Origin of the sequence: Plantactinospora sp. B24E8 (assembly GCF_039871735.1) — a bacterium.
GTDB lineage: Bacteria > Actinomycetota > Actinomycetes > Mycobacteriales > Micromonosporaceae > Plantactinospora.
This window is the reverse complement of sequence record NZ_JBDPMH010000004.1, coordinates 223812-238957: the sequence shown is the minus strand read 5'-3', so window position 1 is coordinate 238957 and position 15146 is coordinate 223812. Positions and strand designations below refer to the sequence as shown.

Here is a 15146-nt window from a genome sequence, read left to right as displayed (position 1 = left end):
TGGACCGTTATCGACTACTGAGGAGCAGGACAGTGGCCACCATCGAGGTGATTGTCGCCCGGGAGATTCTGGACTCGCGGGGCAACCCGACCGTCGAGGTCGAGGTCGGGCTGGACGACGGCACCGTCGGCCGGGCCGCGGTGCCGTCCGGCGCGTCCACCGGTGCCTTCGAGGCGCTGGAGCTGCGCGACGGCGACAAGGACCGGTACGGCGGCAAGGGCGTGGAGAAGGCGGTCGCCAACATCGAGGACCGCATCGTCGACCAGCTCATCGGGTACGAGGCCAGCGAGCAGCGGCTGATCGACCAGAAGATGCTCGACATCGACGGCACCGACGACAAGTCGGAGCTGGGCGCGAACGCCATCCTCGGCGTCTCGCTGGCGGTGGCGAAGGCGGCGGCGAAGAGCAGCGGGCTGAGCCTCTTCCGCTACCTGGGCGGCCCGCACGCCCACCTGCTGCCGGTGCCGATGATGAACATCCTCAACGGTGGCGCGCACGCCGACTCCAACGTCGACGTGCAGGAGTTCATGATCGCCCCGATCGGTGCCCCGACCTTCCGGGACGCGCTGCGCTCCGGCGCCGAGGTCTACCAGGCGCTCAAGTCCGTGCTGAAGAAGCAGGGCCTGAGCACCGGGCTCGGCGACGAGGGCGGCTTCGCCCCGAACCTGCCGACCAACTCCACCGCGCTCGACCTGATCGGCGAGGCGGTCGAGAAGGCCGGCTACCGGGTCGGCACCGACATCGTCTTCGCGCTCGACGTCGCCGCCACCGAGTTCTTCTCCGACGGCGTCTACACCTTCGAGGGCGGCACCAAGACGGCGGACGAGATGACCGCCTACTACCACAAGCTGCTCGACGACTACCCGATCGTCTCGATCGAGGACCCGCTGGCCGAGGACGACTGGTCCGGCTGGACCGCCATGACCGCCTCGGTCGGCGAGCGGATCCAGATCGTCGGCGACGACCTGTTCGTCACCAACCCGCAGCGGATCGCCCGGGGCATCGCCGAGAAGGCCGCGAACGCCGTACTGGTGAAGGTGAACCAGATCGGGTCGTTGACCGAGACCTTCGAGGCGGTCGACCTGGCGCACCGCGCCGGGTTCACGTGCATGATGAGCCACCGGTCCGGCGAGACCGAGGACACCACGATCGCCGACCTGGCGGTGGCGATGGGCACCGGGCAGATCAAGACCGGCGCCCCGGCCCGCTCCGACCGGGTGGCGAAGTACAACCAGCTGCTCCGGATCGAGGAGGAGTTGGCCGACGCGGCGCGGTACGCGGGCGCGAGCGCCTTCCCGCGTTACCGTTCGGCCTGACGACGTAGGACTCGGGGAGGGGTGCGACGGCGATGACGCAACGCCGTACGCCGAGCGGGCAGGGCCCGGCCCGACGGCCGGGTCGGCCCGGCCGTCCGGTCTCCCGCGAGTCCGGCGGGCGGGCCGAGCCACGATCGGGTGCTACCCGGTCGACCGGCTCGACCCGCTCGTCCACCGGCCGTGCCGCCGGCGCGGCCCGGAGCACGGAGGGCGCCCGGTCCGGCAACCGGCCCGGGGCGGCCCGCCGCACCGGCGTCTCCCGGGTGGTGAAACGCACCTCCGCCACCCATCCCCGCCGGTACACCGGTCGGGCCGGGGTCCTGATCGGTGTCCTGGTCGCCCTCGCCCTCGCCTACACCTATCCGGTCCGGGTCTATCTCGACCAGCAGTCCGACATTGCCCGGATGGAGGCGGACCTGCGGGCCCAGCGCGAGCTCATCGGTGACCTGGAGGTCGAGGCCGCGCTCTGGGACGACCCCGAGTACGTCAAGATCCAGGCGAGGGAGCGGTTCTACATGGTGCTGCCCGGGGAGACTCCCCTCGTGGTGCTGCGTAACCGTGACGACGCCGCCCGGGAAGCCGCCCGGGTCGACCCGAAGGCGGCTGAACAGACCGCCGCCGAGCCCTGGTACGACACCCTCTGGTCCAGTGTGCGGGCGGCCAACGAAGCGGAGCAGGCCGGACAGTGAGCAGATCGGAGACCCCGGGTTCGCCGGTGGAGCAGCAGGCTGGCGTACCGGTGGAACCCGTGGCCCAACCGGTGGCGGCCGAGGTGCCGCCACCGGTACGCGAGCCGGCGACCGAGCAGGATCTGGCGGTGGTGGCCGCCCAGCTCGGCCGTACCCCGCGCGGCACCCGGGCGGTGGCGCACCGCTGCCCGTGCGGGCTGCCGGACGTGGTGGAGACGACGCCGAGGCTGGCCGACGGCACCCCGTTCCCGACCCTGTTCTACCTGACCTGCCCCCGGGCCACCGCCGGCTGCAGCCGGCTGGAGTCCGCCGGGGTGATGCGGGAGATGGCCGAACGGCTCGCCGCCGATCCTGAGCTGGCCGACCGCTACCTGGCGGCGCACCGGGACTACCTGGCCCGCCGGGAGGCGATCGGTCAGGTGCCGGAGATCGAGGGGATCTCGGCTGGCGGCATGCCGGGCCGGGTGAAGTGCCTGCACGTGCACCTCGGGCACGCGCTCGCCGCCGGGCCCGGGGTGAACCCGTTCGGTGACGAGGTGTTGGAGCTGCTGGAGCCGTGGTGGCGCGACGGCCCCTGCGTGGAGCCGACGGAATGACCGACGCCGCGGCGGGCCCGACCGGAGCGGCGGGGCCGGGAGCAGCGGGGCCGACCGGGACGGCCCCGGAGAACGGCCGGGCCGGTGCGGCACCGCCGGAACCGGTCGTCCGACGCGCCCGGTCCGGCGACGTACGGCAGATCCGGGACCTGATCGAGACCTACCGGGGCGGTCGGCGGATGCTGAGCAAACCGCTGGTCACCCTCTACGAGGACGTGCAGGAGTTCCGGGTCGCGGTGCATCCGGTCGACGGCACGGTGCTCGGCTGCGGCGCGCTGCACGTGATGTGGGAGGACCTGGCCGAGATCCGTTCCGTCGCGGTACACCCCGACTGGCGCGGCCACCGGATCGGTCACCGTATCGTCGCCGAACTGCTCGACACCGCCCGCGAGATCGGCGTATCCCGGGTCTTCGTCCTCACCTTCGAGACCCGGTTCTTCGGCAATTTCGGCTTCGTCGAGATCGACGGGGCGCCGGTCCCGCACGCCGTGTACGAGCAGTTGCTGCGCTCGTACGACGAGGGTGTCGCCGAGTTCCTCGACCTGGAACGGGTCAAGCCGAACACCCTCGGCAACGTCCGCATGCTGCTCCGCCTGTGACGACGGCCCGCTCAGCAACCTCGGGTCGGGCCGTCACCGCGAGTAAGGGCACGTCGGCCGATCGGTAGGCTGGCGGTCGTGACGACGGAATCCGTGCCCGACCGGGTCGCCGCGATCGACTGCGGTACGAACTCGATCCGGCTGCTGGTGGCCGACCTGCCCGACCCGTCCGCCGGGCCGCAGGCCGAGCTGGTCGACGTGGTCCGCCGGATGGAGATCGTCCGACTGGGCCAGGACATCGACCGGACCGGCCGGCTGGCGCCGGAGGCGATCGAGCGGACCCGGGTCGCGCTCGCCGACTACGCCGGGCAGATCGCCGAGTTGGGCGCCTCCCGGGTACGGATGTGCGCCACCTCCGCCTCCCGGGACGCGTCGAACGCCGACGAGTTCCGGGCGATGGTGCTGGCCACCCTCGGTGTCGAGCCGGAGGTGGTGACCGGCGACGAGGAGGCCCGGCTCTCCTTCACCGGGGCGGTACGCGGCCTCGGCGCCGACGTGCCGGCGCCGTACCTGGTGGTGGACATCGGGGGTGGCTCGACCGAGTTTGTTGTCGGCGGCCGCCCGACCGGCGCTGGTCCGGCCTCGGGCAAGGTGTCGGCGGTGGCGGTGGAGTTGCCGCCGGGCGGGGTGTCGGTGGAGGCGGCGCTGTCGGTCGACGTCGGCTGTGTCCGGATGACCGAGCGGCACCTGTCCGCCGATCCGCCGACCGCCGCGCAGGTCGCCGCTGCCGAGGCGGACATCACCGCGATCGTCGACCGGGCGCTCTCGGTGGTGCCGGGGCGGTCGGCGGCCACGCTGATCGGACTGGCCGGTTCGGTCACCACCGTCGCCGGGATCGCGCTCGGCCTGCCGGAGTACCGGTCCGACCGGATCCACCACGCCCGGATCTCGTACGACGAGGTGGCGAAGGTGAGCACCGACCTGCTGGCCCGGTCGACCGCCGAACGGTTGACCATTCCGGTGATGCATCCCGGCCGGGCCGACGTGATCGGGGCGGGCGCCCTGGTGCTGAAGGTGATCATGGAGCGGGCCGGGATGGACTCGGTGATCGCCTCCGAGCACGACATCCTCGACGGGATCGCCTGGTCTCTGCAGGAGCCCGGGCGCCGCGACCTCCACCGCTGATCCCGGCCGGCGCCCGCGATGGCGCCGGCTCGCGATGGCGCCGGCTCGCGATGGCGCCGGCTCGCGATGGCGCCGGCTGACGATGGCGCCGGCCCGCGCCGGCGAGCGGCCGGATGATCAGGGGGTATCTCACCGGTGACGAAGGGTCGATGTGAGGGATTGATAGCCTTCCCGTTGTCGACCGCCAATGATCGTGCAATGGACCGGACCTAGCGTCCGCTGTATCGTCACGCTCTGGGTGAATGCCCCTGATTTGTCGGCCACCATCTGTCCAGAAAGGCCACCCCTCACATGAGCATCTACGACTCCATCGGCGGCGCACCGGCTGTCCAGGCTGCGGTTGACGACTTCTACGTACGGGTGCTCGGCGACCCGCAGTTGGCGCCGTACTTCGTCGGTGTCGACATCCAGAAGTTGAAGGCGCACCAGCGGTCCTTCATCGCGGCCGCGATCGGCGGGTCGGAGATCTACAGTGGCCGGGACATGGCCGCCGCGCACGCCGACCTGAAGATCAAGGACGAGGACTTCGACGCGGTGGTCGGGCACCTGGTCGCCACGCTGTCCGGCCTCGGTGTGCCGGAGGAGACGATCGGTCAGATCGGTGGCGCGCTCGCGCCGCTGCGCGGCGAGGTTGTCACCGCCTGAATCGTTCCGTTGCCACCGGACGGTGTCACATCGCTGTCGCCCCGGGATCGTCCTCCTCGGACACCCAGGTCAGGTGGTGCGGACGCCGTCCGGTGGTGACGTACTCCACGACCGCGGCCCGGGCGGTGGCCGGGCGTACCCGGGCCAGCCGGGCCGGCACGGTGACCAGGCCCGAGTCAGGGGACTCCAGGACGGTAATCGGAGACCCGGGCTCGAGCTCGACGGCGTACGTCCCGTCGACGGTCCAGCGCAGCGCCGCTCGGCCGGCCTCGACATCCACGTCGACCCGCAACTCGGCCGGTCCGCTTGCCGGCCCGAACCAGATCACCTGCCCCGACCCGCCGTGCGGCATGACCATGTCAGCCTGCTCGTCGAACCACTCGCCCGCGTCGGCGGGGCCGGACAGCTCCTCGCGGTGGCCATGGTAGTCCGACATCACGAACGTCACCGTCTGATCCTTTCGCCGGTGCCGAGGTAGGTGGTGCGCCACCACGTCCTGCCGCTGTCCCGGGTCACCCAGACGGTCAGCCGCGAGCCGTGGGGCAGGATTGACGGGAGCACGGCCGCGCAGGACCACTCCTGGTCGTGGTCGCGTTGATTCGTGCCACACACAGTGTTGTCAACGACCAGGTCGGCCTCGGTGACGTTGTCGCGTCGCATGGTTGCCGCCGCCTTCGACTCCACGTGCTGGTAGAAGGTGACCGGCGGCCCGCGCAGAGGCTCGTGGACGAGGTCGGCGGCGATGCTCCGGTCCCGCCCACCCGATTGGAGAGGGCTGCCTCGGAAGACGCCGGCGCTGGGCCGGTTGGTCCCGGCCGGCCGGGAACGGAACCCTCCGCCGATCTTCCGCACCCGGTCGGGCACGACGGTCGCGCGTACCCATCCCGGACCGACCGGTGTGGGGATGTCGGTGGCGTCGGCTGTCGTGGCGGCCGGGGCCGGCGAGTCGGGCGCCGCTACTGCGGTGCCGGCACCGGTGATGGTCGTCAGGTAGCTGTCCAGCCGTCGGCCGGCGGTGCGGAGCCGGTCGACGGCGTCGTCCAGGTGTTTCCGCCCCCGCTCGGCGGCGGCGACCGAGCCGACGACGCCGGCGTGCCGAGAGCCCCTGATGGCGGCCCCGAGTTCCCGACTCAATGCGACAAGCGTGTTCCGGGCGTGCGCGAGATCCGGGATCGGGAGGCGCGTCCGGGCCGAGCGGAGGGAATTGACGATCTCGTCGAGTGCCATCTCAGGCACCGAGTCTCGACAGGTATTCGCGGCAGCCGCCGGCTGCGGCGACGAGTTCGGCATGGGCGTCCCGCAGGACGCGCCGGGCGGCCCGGAGTTCGGTCAGGACGGCGACCGCGTCCGGATCGCGGGTTCCGGCCAGGGTGGTGGCCAGTTCCGCGATGATCTCGGCGAGGGCGGTCTCGGCGGTGACGACCTCGGTGACGGGCAGTTCGTCGCTGAAGCGACGGAGTATGACGGCGATCTCTGCTATCGACACCCACGGTCCTCTCTGCGAGAGGGCAACCGTGGACAGCTAACCATCCGTCACACAGTCAACGGTGGAAAGTCGACGATTTTTGTCCTGATCCGAAATTGTCCTACGTCGATACTTGGATGGATCTCGAATCGAGTGGGCGAGGCGGCGGATCGCCATCGCTGCCAGAGCGGTGGTCAGGTGGGGTAGCGGACGCCGGTGAGCTGCTCGGAGACCTCCCAGAGTCGGGCCGCCCCGGCCGGATCCGGCAGGCTGCCGGGCAGTCTCGCCGGGGTGGGCGGACCGCCGAGTTCGGCGAACCCGGCCGGGCCGTAGTAGCCGCCGCCTTCAGCGTCCGGGCTCGTGGCGGCGTACAGGGCGGGCAGGATGCCGGTCGACACCTGCTGCCAGATCGGTACGGCGTACATCAGTCGGTTGCGCAGCGCGATGAGGCGGACCCGGCGTCCGCCGTGGGTGGCCCCGGTGAGCTGGAGGTTGGTCACCGTCGCGCCCGGATGGGCGGCATAACCGCGTACGCCCCAACCGCCCGCCGTGGCCCGTCGGTCGAACTCCCGGGCGAAGACCAGGAGGGCGAGCTTGGAGAGCCCGTACGCCTGCCACGACCGGTACCGCCGTTCACCCCGCAGGTTGTCGAAGTCGAGCCGGCCGACCCGGCTCATCAGGCTGCTCATCGACACCACCCGGGAGGCGGTCGCCGCACGCAGCAGCGGCAGCAGGTGACCGGTCAGCGCGAAGTGGCCGAGATAGTTGGTGCCGAACTGGAGTTCGCAGCCGTCCTCGGTGAGCTCCCGTCTCGGCGGGGCCAGCACGCCGGCGTTGTTGACCAGGATGTCGACCGGTCGGCCGTCGGCTACCCGTTCGGCGCCGAAGCTGGCGACGCTGGCCAGCGAGGAGAGGTCGAGGTGGCCGACTGTGAGTCGGGCGTCGGGCAGTTCGGCGCGGATCCGCGCGATGGCGGCGGCGCCCTTGTCCGGGTTGCGGACCGCGAGGACCACCTCCGCGCCGGCCCGGGCCAGCCGTTCGGCCAGCCCGAGGCCGAGTCCGCTGTTCGCGCCGGTGACGACCGCGAGTCGGCCGGTCAGGTCCGGTACGTCGATGTCCACCATCCGCCGTGTCATGGGTCACATTCTGCGCCCCGACGGTCCCGTTCGGCCCCTCCCGGAGATCGTGTTGCGCGCACGGGGTCGCCGGGCCGACCCGCGATCGTCCTCCACTGTGGAGGATTAGTGGCGATGACCCCGGGGTAACCTGGCCAGGGTGAGCCAGCAGAGTGGTGACGGAGCGAGGTCGGGCGGTGACCTTCCGTGGGCTCGGTGTATCCGTCGGAAGCTTGCCCTGGTCGCTGGCGTTGCCGCGCTCGTCGCCCTGGTCGTCGGGTTGGGGCTCACGGTCTTCGGACGCGACCGGGAGATCCGGATGGAGGTCGTCTCGGACGCGGGAGCGGTTGCCGGCATCAGTTGGCGTGGCCCGGACGACAGCAGTGACTCCGACAGCCGTGCCGACCGGCGGGACGGCGCCGGCCCGGACGGCGGCAGCGGCGCGTCGGGCTCCCTCGGTGACCCGTACGACCAGGGTGGGATCAGGACGCCGTGGAGCGAAACGGTCGAGGTGTCCGCCCCGACCGGCGCGCTGGTACTGGACGCCCGGGCGCTGCCGGGGCACCCGGTGACCTGCCGCCTGATCGTCGGTGATCAGGTGGTCGACGAGCAGACCGGTACGGTCGGCGTCACCTGCACGGTCACCGTGGAACACGCGTTCCCGGACGCCTGAGCCGAGCGCGTCTTGCCTGCGGCGGGCGGGCGGTTGACCGTGGCTCCGCGTCAGCATATGTTGACGCAGGCTCCAGCGTCAGCATATGCTGACGACCATGTCCGCGATGGCTGATCTCGACGACGCCGTACACGGCGGCGATCCCGACGCTGGACTCCGAGCCGTGGCCCGGCTCCGCCGGCTGGTGGAACAACTGGAAGCCGAGCATGTCGCGGCGGCGCGGCGGGCGGGATGGTCGTGGCAGGACATCGCCGCCCGGCTCGGCGTCACCAAGCAGACCGTGCACCGCAAGTACCACCGAGGCCGGGAGGAATGATGTTCCGAGGCGACCACCCCGAACTGCGTCGTGTGGTGGCCCGTGCCCTGGCACTGGCCGCAGACGTTGGGCACTCCCGCGCCGGCAGCGAGCACCTGCTGCTCGCCCTCACCACCACCGGCGGCGCGGTCGCGACCGTACTGGCCGAGTACGGCGTGACCACGGCAGCCGTGGACGAGGCGGTTGACCTCGCCGGCCCGGCCGGCGCGGGGGCCGCCGCCGACCGGGACACCCTGGCCCCGCTCGGAGTCGACATCGACCGGCTACTCGCCGCCTCCTGGACGGCGGTGCTGGACCAGCCACCGGTACGCGAACCGCTGCTCCCGTTCGGTGCGGCCGCGGCGAGACGCAGATGCGCCCGGATGAGCCCACCCCTCGGACTGGACGCCCAGGCGGCCTACGAGGCGTCGTTGCGACTCTCGCTGGCCCGCCGCGAGCGCGAACACCGACCCGAACATCTGGCGCTGGGACTCGTCGCGCTCGATCCCGGCGTCGCGTGGGTGCTCAACACCGCAGACGTCGACCCGCAGATGCTGCTCGGCGCCCTGGCGACGGCGTTCCCGCCGCCGCACCGCAATCCGTTGCTGCGGGTGGAACGGCGGCTCGGCCAGCGACTGCGGCAGCACGACATCGTCCGGCGCTACCAGCACACGACGGGGCGCCTCGCCACCGCGGGCCCCGCCGTCGCCACCCTCATCACCGGCTGAGAGAGTCCGTCCCCCTGCCCCGGGCTCGCCGTCACCGATTCGCCCCTTCTCCGGCCTGGCCGCCGCCGCGCAGCGGACCGACGGCGGCGCGGGCCGAGACGGCGATTGGTGATACCGGGTGCCGACTCCGTATCCGCCAGCGAGCGATGTCGAGATCCTGTGCACCCCGGTCAGCCGCGGAGGCGTTCGAGTCCGTCGAGGAGCAGGTCGAGGGTGAACTCGAACTCGACCTGGCTGTCGCACCAGCCGAGTGCCGGGTTGTCGGCGGTGTGGGCCTCGGTGCTGACCATGGCGGTCAGGTGGGGGAGTGCGTTGGCCATCGCGGCCAGGTCCGCCTCCGCAGTGTCGACCTGCGTGCTCCCGCCGGCCGATGCCGGGCTGAAGATCTCCTGGACGAACCCGAACGGCATGCTGCCGAACGCGTGCAGCGCCCGGTGTGCGAGGTGGTACGAGAACCCGGCGCGGACGAGGGTGCCGACGATCCCGTCGTAGTACGCGTACACCCCGGGCGGGATGGTCCGGCGTGAGCCCAGAAGCCCGGGCGCCCACGGGTGGCGCAGCATGACCTGACGCGCCGCGAGAAACCGTCGCCGCAGCCGGGTACGCCAGTCCTCGTCGCCACCACGGTCGCCGAGGCGGCCGACCGCGACGTCGATCTCCGCGATCACGGTCTCCACGACGCCGTCGAGCAGGGCCTCCTTGCCGGGCAGGTGGTAGTAGAGCGACATGGCCTCGACGCCGAGCTCGGCGGCGAGGCGACGCATCGTCAGCGCCTGGAACCCGTTTACGTCCGCCAGCACGACCGCCGCCGCCAGTACCCGCTCGCGGCTCAACGGCGCCCGATCTGCCCGTGCTGCCACAGTCCCCCCTCACCTCTTGCTGGCACCTTACATCGTATGGTTATCTTACGTCGTAAGGCCGACAGTCAGCTCTCCATCGCCAGGACGGACCGGAACCGGTACCGACCGGCGACGCCCGAAGGAGCCACGATGCACCCGCTGATCCGCACCGCCCGCATGACCGGGCTGCTCTACCTGGGTCTCGCCGTCACCGGCGCACTCGGATTCCTGCTCATCCGGCCGCGACTGTTCGCCGCCGGCGACCCCGGCACGACGCTCGCCAACCTGGTCGAGCACGCATCGCTGGCCCGCGCAGGCGTCGCCTTCGAACTGCTCGTCGTCGTCACCCAGACCCTCACCGCCGCCTGGTTCTACCGGCTGTTCCGCACCGCGGACCCGCTCAACGCCGGCGGCATCGCCACCTTCGGCCTGGTCAACGCGATCGCGATCCTGATCAGCGCGGCGACACTCGCCACGGCGGCCCAACTCGCGCTCGACCCGGTCGGCGACGCGGCAGCCACCGTCCAGCTGCTCTACCTGGTCAGCGGCAACCTGTGGGGCGTGGGGGCGCTGTTCTTCGGCCTGTGGCTCATCCCCATGGGCAGCTGCGTGCTCCGCTCCGGCTGGATGCCCCGCCCACTCGGCTGGATCCTCGTCGCCGGCGGCGTCGGCTACCTGCTCAGCGCGTTCGTCCGATACCTCGCCCCGGACGCACAGGTCGTCGCTGACGCTCTCGTCCTTCCCGCGACCGTCGGCGAGTTCTGGATGATCGGCTACCTGCTGATCCACGGCGTACGTCACCACGCACTGGATCAGGCACCGTCGGACACCCGCCTGCCGGTACCAGCCGCAGCGTGACGACCGCCAGGGTCGGCCGCACCGCGCGGTGGACCGACGTCCGGCCGGTGCCTCGGCTCCGGCCGGACCGGGACCAGCTAGTCGAAGCGGTCGGCCAGCTTCGTCAGCTTGCTGACGTACGCCGGCCAGTCATAGTCGTCAGGGATGTTGGCGTTCTCCCGACGCAGCCCCACCGCCATGTCGTGCTGCTCGCGCATGATGTCGGCGTGGCCGGCGTGACGAGCGAGGTCGCAGGTCACGTGGATGATGATCCGCTGCAGCGTCACCGCCTGTCCGCCTGGCCCCCACCACGACACCCGCCCCGGCGCGTCGAGCGGTAGCTGTTCGATCGTCTGGTCCGCGAACACTCCGACCCGGCGGTACAGGTCGATCAGCCCGTCCTTCGTCTCGTCCTCCCGTGCGTACCAGTCCGCCTGCGGGTCCTCGTCGAACGCCTGCTCGGGGACCAGTTCCTCGGGCGTCGGGAAGTCACGCCCGAAGGTGGGCCCGAAGTAGCCAGCTTCGACATTCAGGCAGTGCTTGAGGAGTCCAAGCAGGTTGTTGCCGGTCGCGGTACGGGGCAGCCTGGCGTCGCGTTCGCTCAGCCCGTCGAGCTTCCAGATCAGGTTGTCGCGGGTCGCTCGGAGGTAGTGGTGCAGTGCGGCCTTCGCATCGTCCAGGTCAGTCATGCCCGCCAGTCTTTCCTGTGCACCGGCCGTCGTGCGAGTTGCGTCCACGGGATCGGGGGCGAGGTTCCTCCGGCGGCGTGCCGGTCGACGGCGGTCAGCGGCGCGGTCGACGGCGGTCGGCGGCGCGTCCAGGAACCGGTGGATCGGGGGCCACCGCGTCGGCGACGGGACGGGCTGCCACCGACACGGCGGCCAGCAGCCCACGGAGGACCAGCGGGAGCCCGCTACGCGATGGCCAGGGGCAGCCGGAGCCAGTCCGCCAGCTCCTCGATCTCATGCCGTACCGCCGCGGTCATCGTTCTGGTGAACGGCACGTCCTGGTGGATAGCGTCCACCCGGAACACCCCGGCTGCGCGGTCGGCGGTCGCGTCGAGCTTTCCGACGAGTCGGTCCCCGTACAGGATCGGCATCGCCCAGTAGCCCCAGCGTCGTTTGGCGGCCGGCTTGTACATCTCCAGCTGGTAGTCGTACTCGAACAGCTCGATCAGCCGTTTACGGTCGAAGACCAGCCGGTCCAGTGGGGACAGCAGCGCGGCCCGGCCGGTGAACGGCCGGTCCAGCAGGTCGGGGTCGACCCGCCACTGGCCCGGCACACCCTCGACCACGGCCGGCTCGCCCGTTGTCCGTACGTCGTTCGGCTCGCCCGGGACCTGCTGGGCGCGGGCCCGCGCGATGCCGAGTGCCCGGAGCCGGCGCTGCGCACGGATCCGCAACGCCTCCTCGTACGGTACGACCTCGTCCGGATAGATCCGCTCGGCCAGGTCCCACAGTCGATCGGAGCCGCGCCTGCCGGCGGCCGCGACCTCGCCCCGCTGGACGAGAAAGTCGATCATCTTCGTGACGTTCCGGTTGTTGGTCCAACCGGAGGAGCGCCACGGGACCACGCAGGTGTCCGGCAGCTCCCGGGTGGTCAGCGGTCCGTCGGAGCGGAGCCGGGCCAGGATGTCCCGCCGGCAGCCGTTGTTGGCGTCCATCCAGTCGCGCAGGCCCTCCTGCCAGTCCCGCAACGGCGGACGGCCGGGCCACTCGGCCATCTCTGCCCGGTACAGCGCCAGATCCTCCGGCGGACGGACGAAACCGTGCAGCTCCAGCAGGGTCTGCTCGTCAAGGGCGTCGCGTAGCTGCGTCGGCGAGTACGCGGAGCCGAGGCGGCTCCAGAGCACCAGGTCCGCGCTGCGCGCCACGGCCGCCGTCGGATCGTTCTGCAGCAGGGTCAACCGGCGTACGACGTCGAACATCCCGCTCGGGCGGTCGGCGTCCAGCAGTTGGGCGTGTACGGCGAGTCGACGCGCGTCGGTGCGGGACAGCCTGTGCACGGTCACCGACCGAGACTAGGCGTCAGGTGCGACAACACCAGGCCCGGCTACCAGGTCCGACTGGCGAGTCCCACCGGGTTTCGGTGGGCAGGGCAGGCCTGGAAGGCGCACGATATGACGTACGACCTGGGGAGGGACATGAAGTTCATTACCGCATCCGACCTGCGCGCCAACCTCGCAGAGGTGTTCGACGCGATCCAAAACGACGCCGAACACCTCGTGGTGACTCGTAGCGGACATGAGCCACTGGTCGTCATGCCCAAGAGTGACTACGACGCATGGCTCGAGACAGAACACCTGTCTCGTGGTGCCAACGGCCGTGAACTGCGTCGTCGGATGGCAGAGATGGAAGCGGGCGAACGCATCGAGCACGAGTTGAGCGACGCGGAGGGTGAGACCGCTGCGTGAAACTCGTGTGGCACCCGAACGCCTGAGACGACTATCTGTCCTGTCGCTACCACTACGGAGACCGGTAAGACAGGGGCGCCAGACTACGTCCGCTGCAATCTCAGCGGGAGCGGGTTGCCGTACGGGCCGGTGCCTTGGCGGCGGTGGTCTTCCGCGCGGGCGCCTTCACCGCCTTCTTGCGGGCAGGTGCCCTGGTCGCGGTGGTCTTCTTGGCGGCGGTCGCCTTCCGGGCCGGCGCCTTCACCGCCTTCTTGCGGGCGGATGCCTGCGCCGTCCTCTTCCGGGCGGGTGCCTTGGCGGCGGCTGTCGTTTTGGCTGTCGTCGCCTTGGCGGTTGTCGTTCTGGCAGTCGTCGTCCTGCTGGCGGGGCTCTGCGCCGTCGCGAGGTTGCGGGCCCGGGTCGGGGCTGCCTTTTTCGCCACCGGGGCCCGTTTCGCCGCCGGCGTCCGCTTCGACGGCGGGGTCCGCTTGGCGGGTGTGCGGGCGGCGGCGGACTTTGTCGCCTTCTTCGGTGCCCCCTTGGCCACGGTCGCGCCGGTGGCCCGTCTGGTTGCGGTGGCGACCTTCTTTGCCCGGGCCGCCGCCTTCGTCGGCGCCTTCTTCGCGCCGGCGACCTTCCGGGCGGCGGCGGGCCTGGTCGCGGTCCGGGTCTGGCCGCCGCGTCCGGTACCACGGCCGGTTTTGTCACTCCGGCCGGAGATGAGTCTGCCCATCGCTGCCCCTCCCGTTCCGTCTGTCGGCGGCTGTCTCCCCCCGACCCGGGCAGCTAAACGGCTTTCCCGCCGGTTCCGCCTGGTACGGATCCGCCGACCGCGTTCAGTCGGTCAGGTGCGGGTTAGCGCGGTGCTGCTCGCGGCGCGCCGCGCGGTGAGCGCCACGGGATGAGTCCTGAACCGCCTCGGCCGGCACCGGCCCCGACGCCTCACCGGCTGTCAGGACCGGGGCCGGCCGGGGTCAGGTTCGCCGGGGGAGGCGGGTGAGGAAGGTAGACCAGGCGGCGGCGCGGAAGACCAGCGTGCCGCCGACCGGGTCCTTGCTGTCTCGCACCAGCACCCGCCCGGGCAGCCCACCGCCCACCTCGACGCACGCGCCCTGATTACTACTCCGGCTGCTCTTGCGCCAGCGCACCACGGTCGGCTCAGTCATCGACACCCTCCCTGATGATGACGGCGAGCAGGTCCTCGGAGTCCTCCTGGCTCAGCGCCAGGGTGTCGAGGGTCCGCCAGACGTCATCGTAGGCCCCGATCTCGGCCGGCTTGTCCAGATAGAGCGCGCCGGTCAGGTTCTCGCTGTAGACCGTGGTCGGCTCCGGCGGCCGGGTGCCCTGGGTCGGGAACTCGAAGATGTGGAACGAGCTGGCCACGGAGGCTGCGTGCGGACCGGCGGCGAGCGGCAGCACCCGGACGGTCACCGTCGGCAGCCGGTTGGCGTTCGCCAGGTGGGCGAGCTGGGCCAGCCAGGCGTCACGGTCGAGGATCGGCCGGCGCAGCACCGACTCGTCCACGATGACGTCCAACTCCGGTGCCCTGGGCCGGCGCCGGGTCAGGATCCGCTGCCGCTCCAGCCGTACCGCCACCTTCGCCGCGACCTGCCGCTCGGTGACACCCGGTCGGGTGCGGAAGAGGGCGGTGGCGTACTCCGGGGTCTGCAGCAGCCCCGGAACCAGCGTCGCCTCGAACTGGCGGATCCGGCGGGCGCTCTTCTCCACTCATCCACCTCGGGAGGTCGCGATGCCACACAACCCCGGACCGGGAAAGCCGCCGGCGTCCCGACCCCACGTACCGCAGCGGCCGATCTGGCTCTGCCGGGTCT

At 71.3% G+C, this 15146-nt stretch carries 21 protein-coding genes; 11 read left to right on the top strand and 10 right to left on the bottom strand.

Annotated features, from left to right (window positions below):
• Positions 1–32: 32 nt before the first annotated feature.
• The 6 genes from eno (at position 33) to ABGB21_RS09260 (ending at position 4970) form a co-directional block, all read left to right on the top strand.
• On the top strand, positions 33–1316 hold the full coding sequence (eno, locus tag ABGB21_RS09285) for a phosphopyruvate hydratase (protein WP_347651286.1): 1284 nt from the start codon (positions 33–35) through the stop codon (positions 1314–1316).
• A gap of 32 nt (positions 1317–1348) precedes the next feature.
• Positions 1349–2005, top strand: a complete 657-nt coding sequence (locus ABGB21_RS09280; RefSeq protein WP_347677334.1) for a septum formation initiator family protein — start codon at positions 1349–1351, stop codon at positions 2003–2005.
• 50 nt (positions 2006–2055) lie between these two features.
• Positions 2056–2601, top strand: a complete 546-nt coding sequence (locus ABGB21_RS09275; protein ID WP_347677446.1) for a DUF501 domain-containing protein — start codon at positions 2056–2058, stop codon at positions 2599–2601.
• A complete protein-coding gene (locus ABGB21_RS09270) occupies positions 2598–3200 on the top strand; it encodes an amino-acid N-acetyltransferase (RefSeq protein WP_347651284.1) in 603 nt (200 codons plus the stop codon). Before ABGB21_RS09275 ends, ABGB21_RS09270 begins: the two co-directional genes overlap by 4 nt.
• Before the next feature lie 93 nt (positions 3201–3293).
• A complete protein-coding gene (locus ABGB21_RS09265; RefSeq protein WP_347651352.1) occupies positions 3294–4325 on the top strand; it encodes a Ppx/GppA phosphatase family protein in 1032 nt (343 codons plus the stop codon).
• Between the two features lie 291 nt (positions 4326–4616).
• Positions 4617–4970 carry a group 1 truncated hemoglobin gene (locus ABGB21_RS09260; protein ID WP_347651282.1) on the top strand — a complete coding sequence of 118 codons (354 nt, stop codon included), beginning with the start codon at positions 4617–4619 and terminating at the stop codon, positions 4968–4970.
• Positions 4971–4995: 25 nt separating this feature from the next.
• Here the strand turns inward: ABGB21_RS09260 and ABGB21_RS09255 are convergent, their stop codons facing one another.
• The 4 genes from ABGB21_RS09255 to ABGB21_RS09240 form a co-directional block, all read right to left on the bottom strand.
• Complete coding sequence (locus ABGB21_RS09255; RefSeq protein WP_347651281.1) at positions 4996–5418, bottom strand: Imm1 family immunity protein; 423 nt, start codon at positions 5416–5418, stop codon at positions 4996–4998.
• Positions 5415–6197: a DddA-like double-stranded DNA deaminase toxin gene (locus ABGB21_RS09250; RefSeq protein WP_347651351.1), complete on the bottom strand. Its 783-nt coding sequence runs from the start codon at positions 6195–6197 to the stop codon at positions 5415–5417. The genes ABGB21_RS09255 and ABGB21_RS09250 overlap by 4 nt, the downstream gene beginning before the upstream one ends.
• 1 nt (position 6198) lies before the next feature.
• Positions 6199–6456: a hypothetical protein gene (locus ABGB21_RS09245; RefSeq protein ID WP_347651280.1), complete on the bottom strand. Its 258-nt coding sequence runs from the start codon at positions 6454–6456 to the stop codon at positions 6199–6201.
• A gap of 173 nt (positions 6457–6629) precedes the next feature.
• The gene (locus ABGB21_RS09240; RefSeq protein ID WP_347677332.1) at positions 6630–7571 is read right to left on the bottom strand and encodes an SDR family oxidoreductase; all 942 of its coding nucleotides are present in this window, start codon (positions 7569–7571) and stop codon (positions 6630–6632) included.
• 139 nt (positions 7572–7710) lie between these two features.
• Between ABGB21_RS09240 and ABGB21_RS09235 the strand changes: the two genes are divergently transcribed.
• From ABGB21_RS09235 to ABGB21_RS09225, 3 genes are all read left to right on the top strand, one after another.
• Complete coding sequence (locus ABGB21_RS09235) at positions 7711–8223, top strand: hypothetical protein (protein WP_347651278.1); 513 nt, start codon at positions 7711–7713, stop codon at positions 8221–8223.
• Between the two features lie 97 nt (positions 8224–8320).
• Positions 8321–8539, top strand: coding sequence for a sigma factor-like helix-turn-helix DNA-binding protein (locus ABGB21_RS09230; protein WP_347651277.1), 219 nt, complete (start codon positions 8321–8323; stop codon positions 8537–8539).
• Positions 8539–9246, top strand: a complete 708-nt coding sequence (locus ABGB21_RS09225; protein WP_347677330.1) for a Clp protease N-terminal domain-containing protein — start codon at positions 8539–8541, stop codon at positions 9244–9246. The genes ABGB21_RS09230 and ABGB21_RS09225 overlap by 1 nt, the downstream gene beginning before the upstream one ends.
• Before the next feature lie 170 nt (positions 9247–9416).
• On the opposite strand, the gene ABGB21_RS09220 is transcribed toward ABGB21_RS09225, so the two are convergent.
• On the bottom strand, positions 9417–10106 hold the full coding sequence (locus ABGB21_RS09220) for a TetR/AcrR family transcriptional regulator C-terminal domain-containing protein (protein WP_347677328.1): 690 nt from the start codon (positions 10104–10106) through the stop codon (positions 9417–9419).
• Between the two features lie 129 nt (positions 10107–10235).
• Here ABGB21_RS09220 and ABGB21_RS09215 point away from each other — a divergent pair, with 129 nt between their 5' ends.
• Positions 10236–10943 (top strand): DUF4386 domain-containing protein, encoded by a 708-nt coding sequence (locus ABGB21_RS09215; protein ID WP_347677326.1) that lies wholly within the window; start codon positions 10236–10238, stop codon positions 10941–10943.
• A 77-nt stretch (positions 10944–11020) separates the two neighbouring features.
• Here ABGB21_RS09215 and ABGB21_RS09210 read toward each other — a convergent pair whose 3' ends face one another.
• Together ABGB21_RS09210 and ABGB21_RS09205 are read right to left on the bottom strand one after the other, a co-directional pair.
• Positions 11021–11611 carry a DinB family protein gene (locus tag ABGB21_RS09210; protein WP_347677324.1) on the bottom strand — a complete coding sequence of 197 codons (591 nt, stop codon included), beginning with the start codon at positions 11609–11611 and terminating at the stop codon, positions 11021–11023.
• A 224-nt stretch (positions 11612–11835) separates the two neighbouring features.
• A complete protein-coding gene (locus ABGB21_RS09205) occupies positions 11836–12933 on the bottom strand; it encodes a crosslink repair DNA glycosylase YcaQ family protein (protein WP_347677322.1) in 1098 nt (365 codons plus the stop codon).
• 132 nt (positions 12934–13065) lie between these two features.
• Between ABGB21_RS09205 and ABGB21_RS09200 the strand changes: the two genes are divergently transcribed.
• Positions 13066–13335 carry a type II toxin-antitoxin system Phd/YefM family antitoxin gene (locus ABGB21_RS09200; protein ID WP_347677320.1) on the top strand — a complete coding sequence of 90 codons (270 nt, stop codon included), beginning with the start codon at positions 13066–13068 and terminating at the stop codon, positions 13333–13335.
• Positions 13336–13435: 100 nt separating this feature from the next.
• On the opposite strand, the gene ABGB21_RS09195 is transcribed toward ABGB21_RS09200, so the two are convergent.
• The 3 genes from ABGB21_RS09195 to ABGB21_RS09185 form a co-directional block, all read right to left on the bottom strand.
• The gene (locus tag ABGB21_RS09195) at positions 13436–14047 is read right to left on the bottom strand and encodes a histone H1 (protein ID WP_347677318.1); all 612 of its coding nucleotides are present in this window, start codon (positions 14045–14047) and stop codon (positions 13436–13438) included.
• 241 nt (positions 14048–14288) lie between these two features.
• Complete coding sequence (locus ABGB21_RS09190) at positions 14289–14480, bottom strand: DUF397 domain-containing protein (RefSeq protein WP_347677316.1); 192 nt, start codon at positions 14478–14480, stop codon at positions 14289–14291.
• The gene (locus ABGB21_RS09185) at positions 14473–15042 is read right to left on the bottom strand and encodes a DUF5753 domain-containing protein (RefSeq protein WP_347677314.1); all 570 of its coding nucleotides are present in this window, start codon (positions 15040–15042) and stop codon (positions 14473–14475) included. The genes ABGB21_RS09190 and ABGB21_RS09185 overlap by 8 nt, the downstream gene beginning before the upstream one ends.
• Between the last annotated feature and the right edge of the window lie 104 nt (positions 15043–15146).

Excerpts from the sequence above, each read along its gene's own strand:
- ABGB21_RS09280 (WP_347677334.1), top strand. The coding sequence starts at position 1,349 with ATGACGCAACGCCGTACGCCGAGCGGGCAGGGCCCGGCCCGACGGCCG.
- ABGB21_RS09270 (WP_347651284.1), top strand. The coding sequence starts at position 2,598 with ATGACCGACGCCGCGGCGGGCCCGACCGGAGCGGCGGGGCCGGGAGCA.
- ABGB21_RS09260 (WP_347651282.1), top strand. The coding sequence starts at position 4,617 with ATGAGCATCTACGACTCCATCGGCGGCGCACCGGCTGTCCAGGCTGCG.
- ABGB21_RS09250 (WP_347651351.1), bottom strand. The coding sequence starts at position 6,197 with ATGGCACTCGACGAGATCGTCAATTCCCTCCGCTCGGCCCGGACGCGC.
- ABGB21_RS09240 (WP_347677332.1), bottom strand. The coding sequence starts at position 7,571 with ATGACACGGCGGATGGTGGACATCGACGTACCGGACCTGACCGGCCGA.
- ABGB21_RS09230 (WP_347651277.1), top strand. The coding sequence starts at position 8,321 with ATGTCCGCGATGGCTGATCTCGACGACGCCGTACACGGCGGCGATCCC.
- ABGB21_RS09225 (WP_347677330.1), top strand. The coding sequence starts at position 8,539 with ATGTTCCGAGGCGACCACCCCGAACTGCGTCGTGTGGTGGCCCGTGCC.
- ABGB21_RS09215 (WP_347677326.1), top strand. The coding sequence starts at position 10,236 with ATGCACCCGCTGATCCGCACCGCCCGCATGACCGGGCTGCTCTACCTG.
- ABGB21_RS09210 (WP_347677324.1), bottom strand. The coding sequence starts at position 11,611 with ATGACTGACCTGGACGATGCGAAGGCCGCACTGCACCACTACCTCCGA.
- ABGB21_RS09200 (WP_347677320.1), top strand. The coding sequence starts at position 13,066 with ATGAAGTTCATTACCGCATCCGACCTGCGCGCCAACCTCGCAGAGGTG.
- ABGB21_RS09195 (WP_347677318.1), bottom strand. The coding sequence starts at position 14,047 with ATGGGCAGACTCATCTCCGGCCGGAGTGACAAAACCGGCCGTGGTACC.
- ABGB21_RS09190 (WP_347677316.1), bottom strand. The coding sequence starts at position 14,480 with ATGACTGAGCCGACCGTGGTGCGCTGGCGCAAGAGCAGCCGGAGTAGT.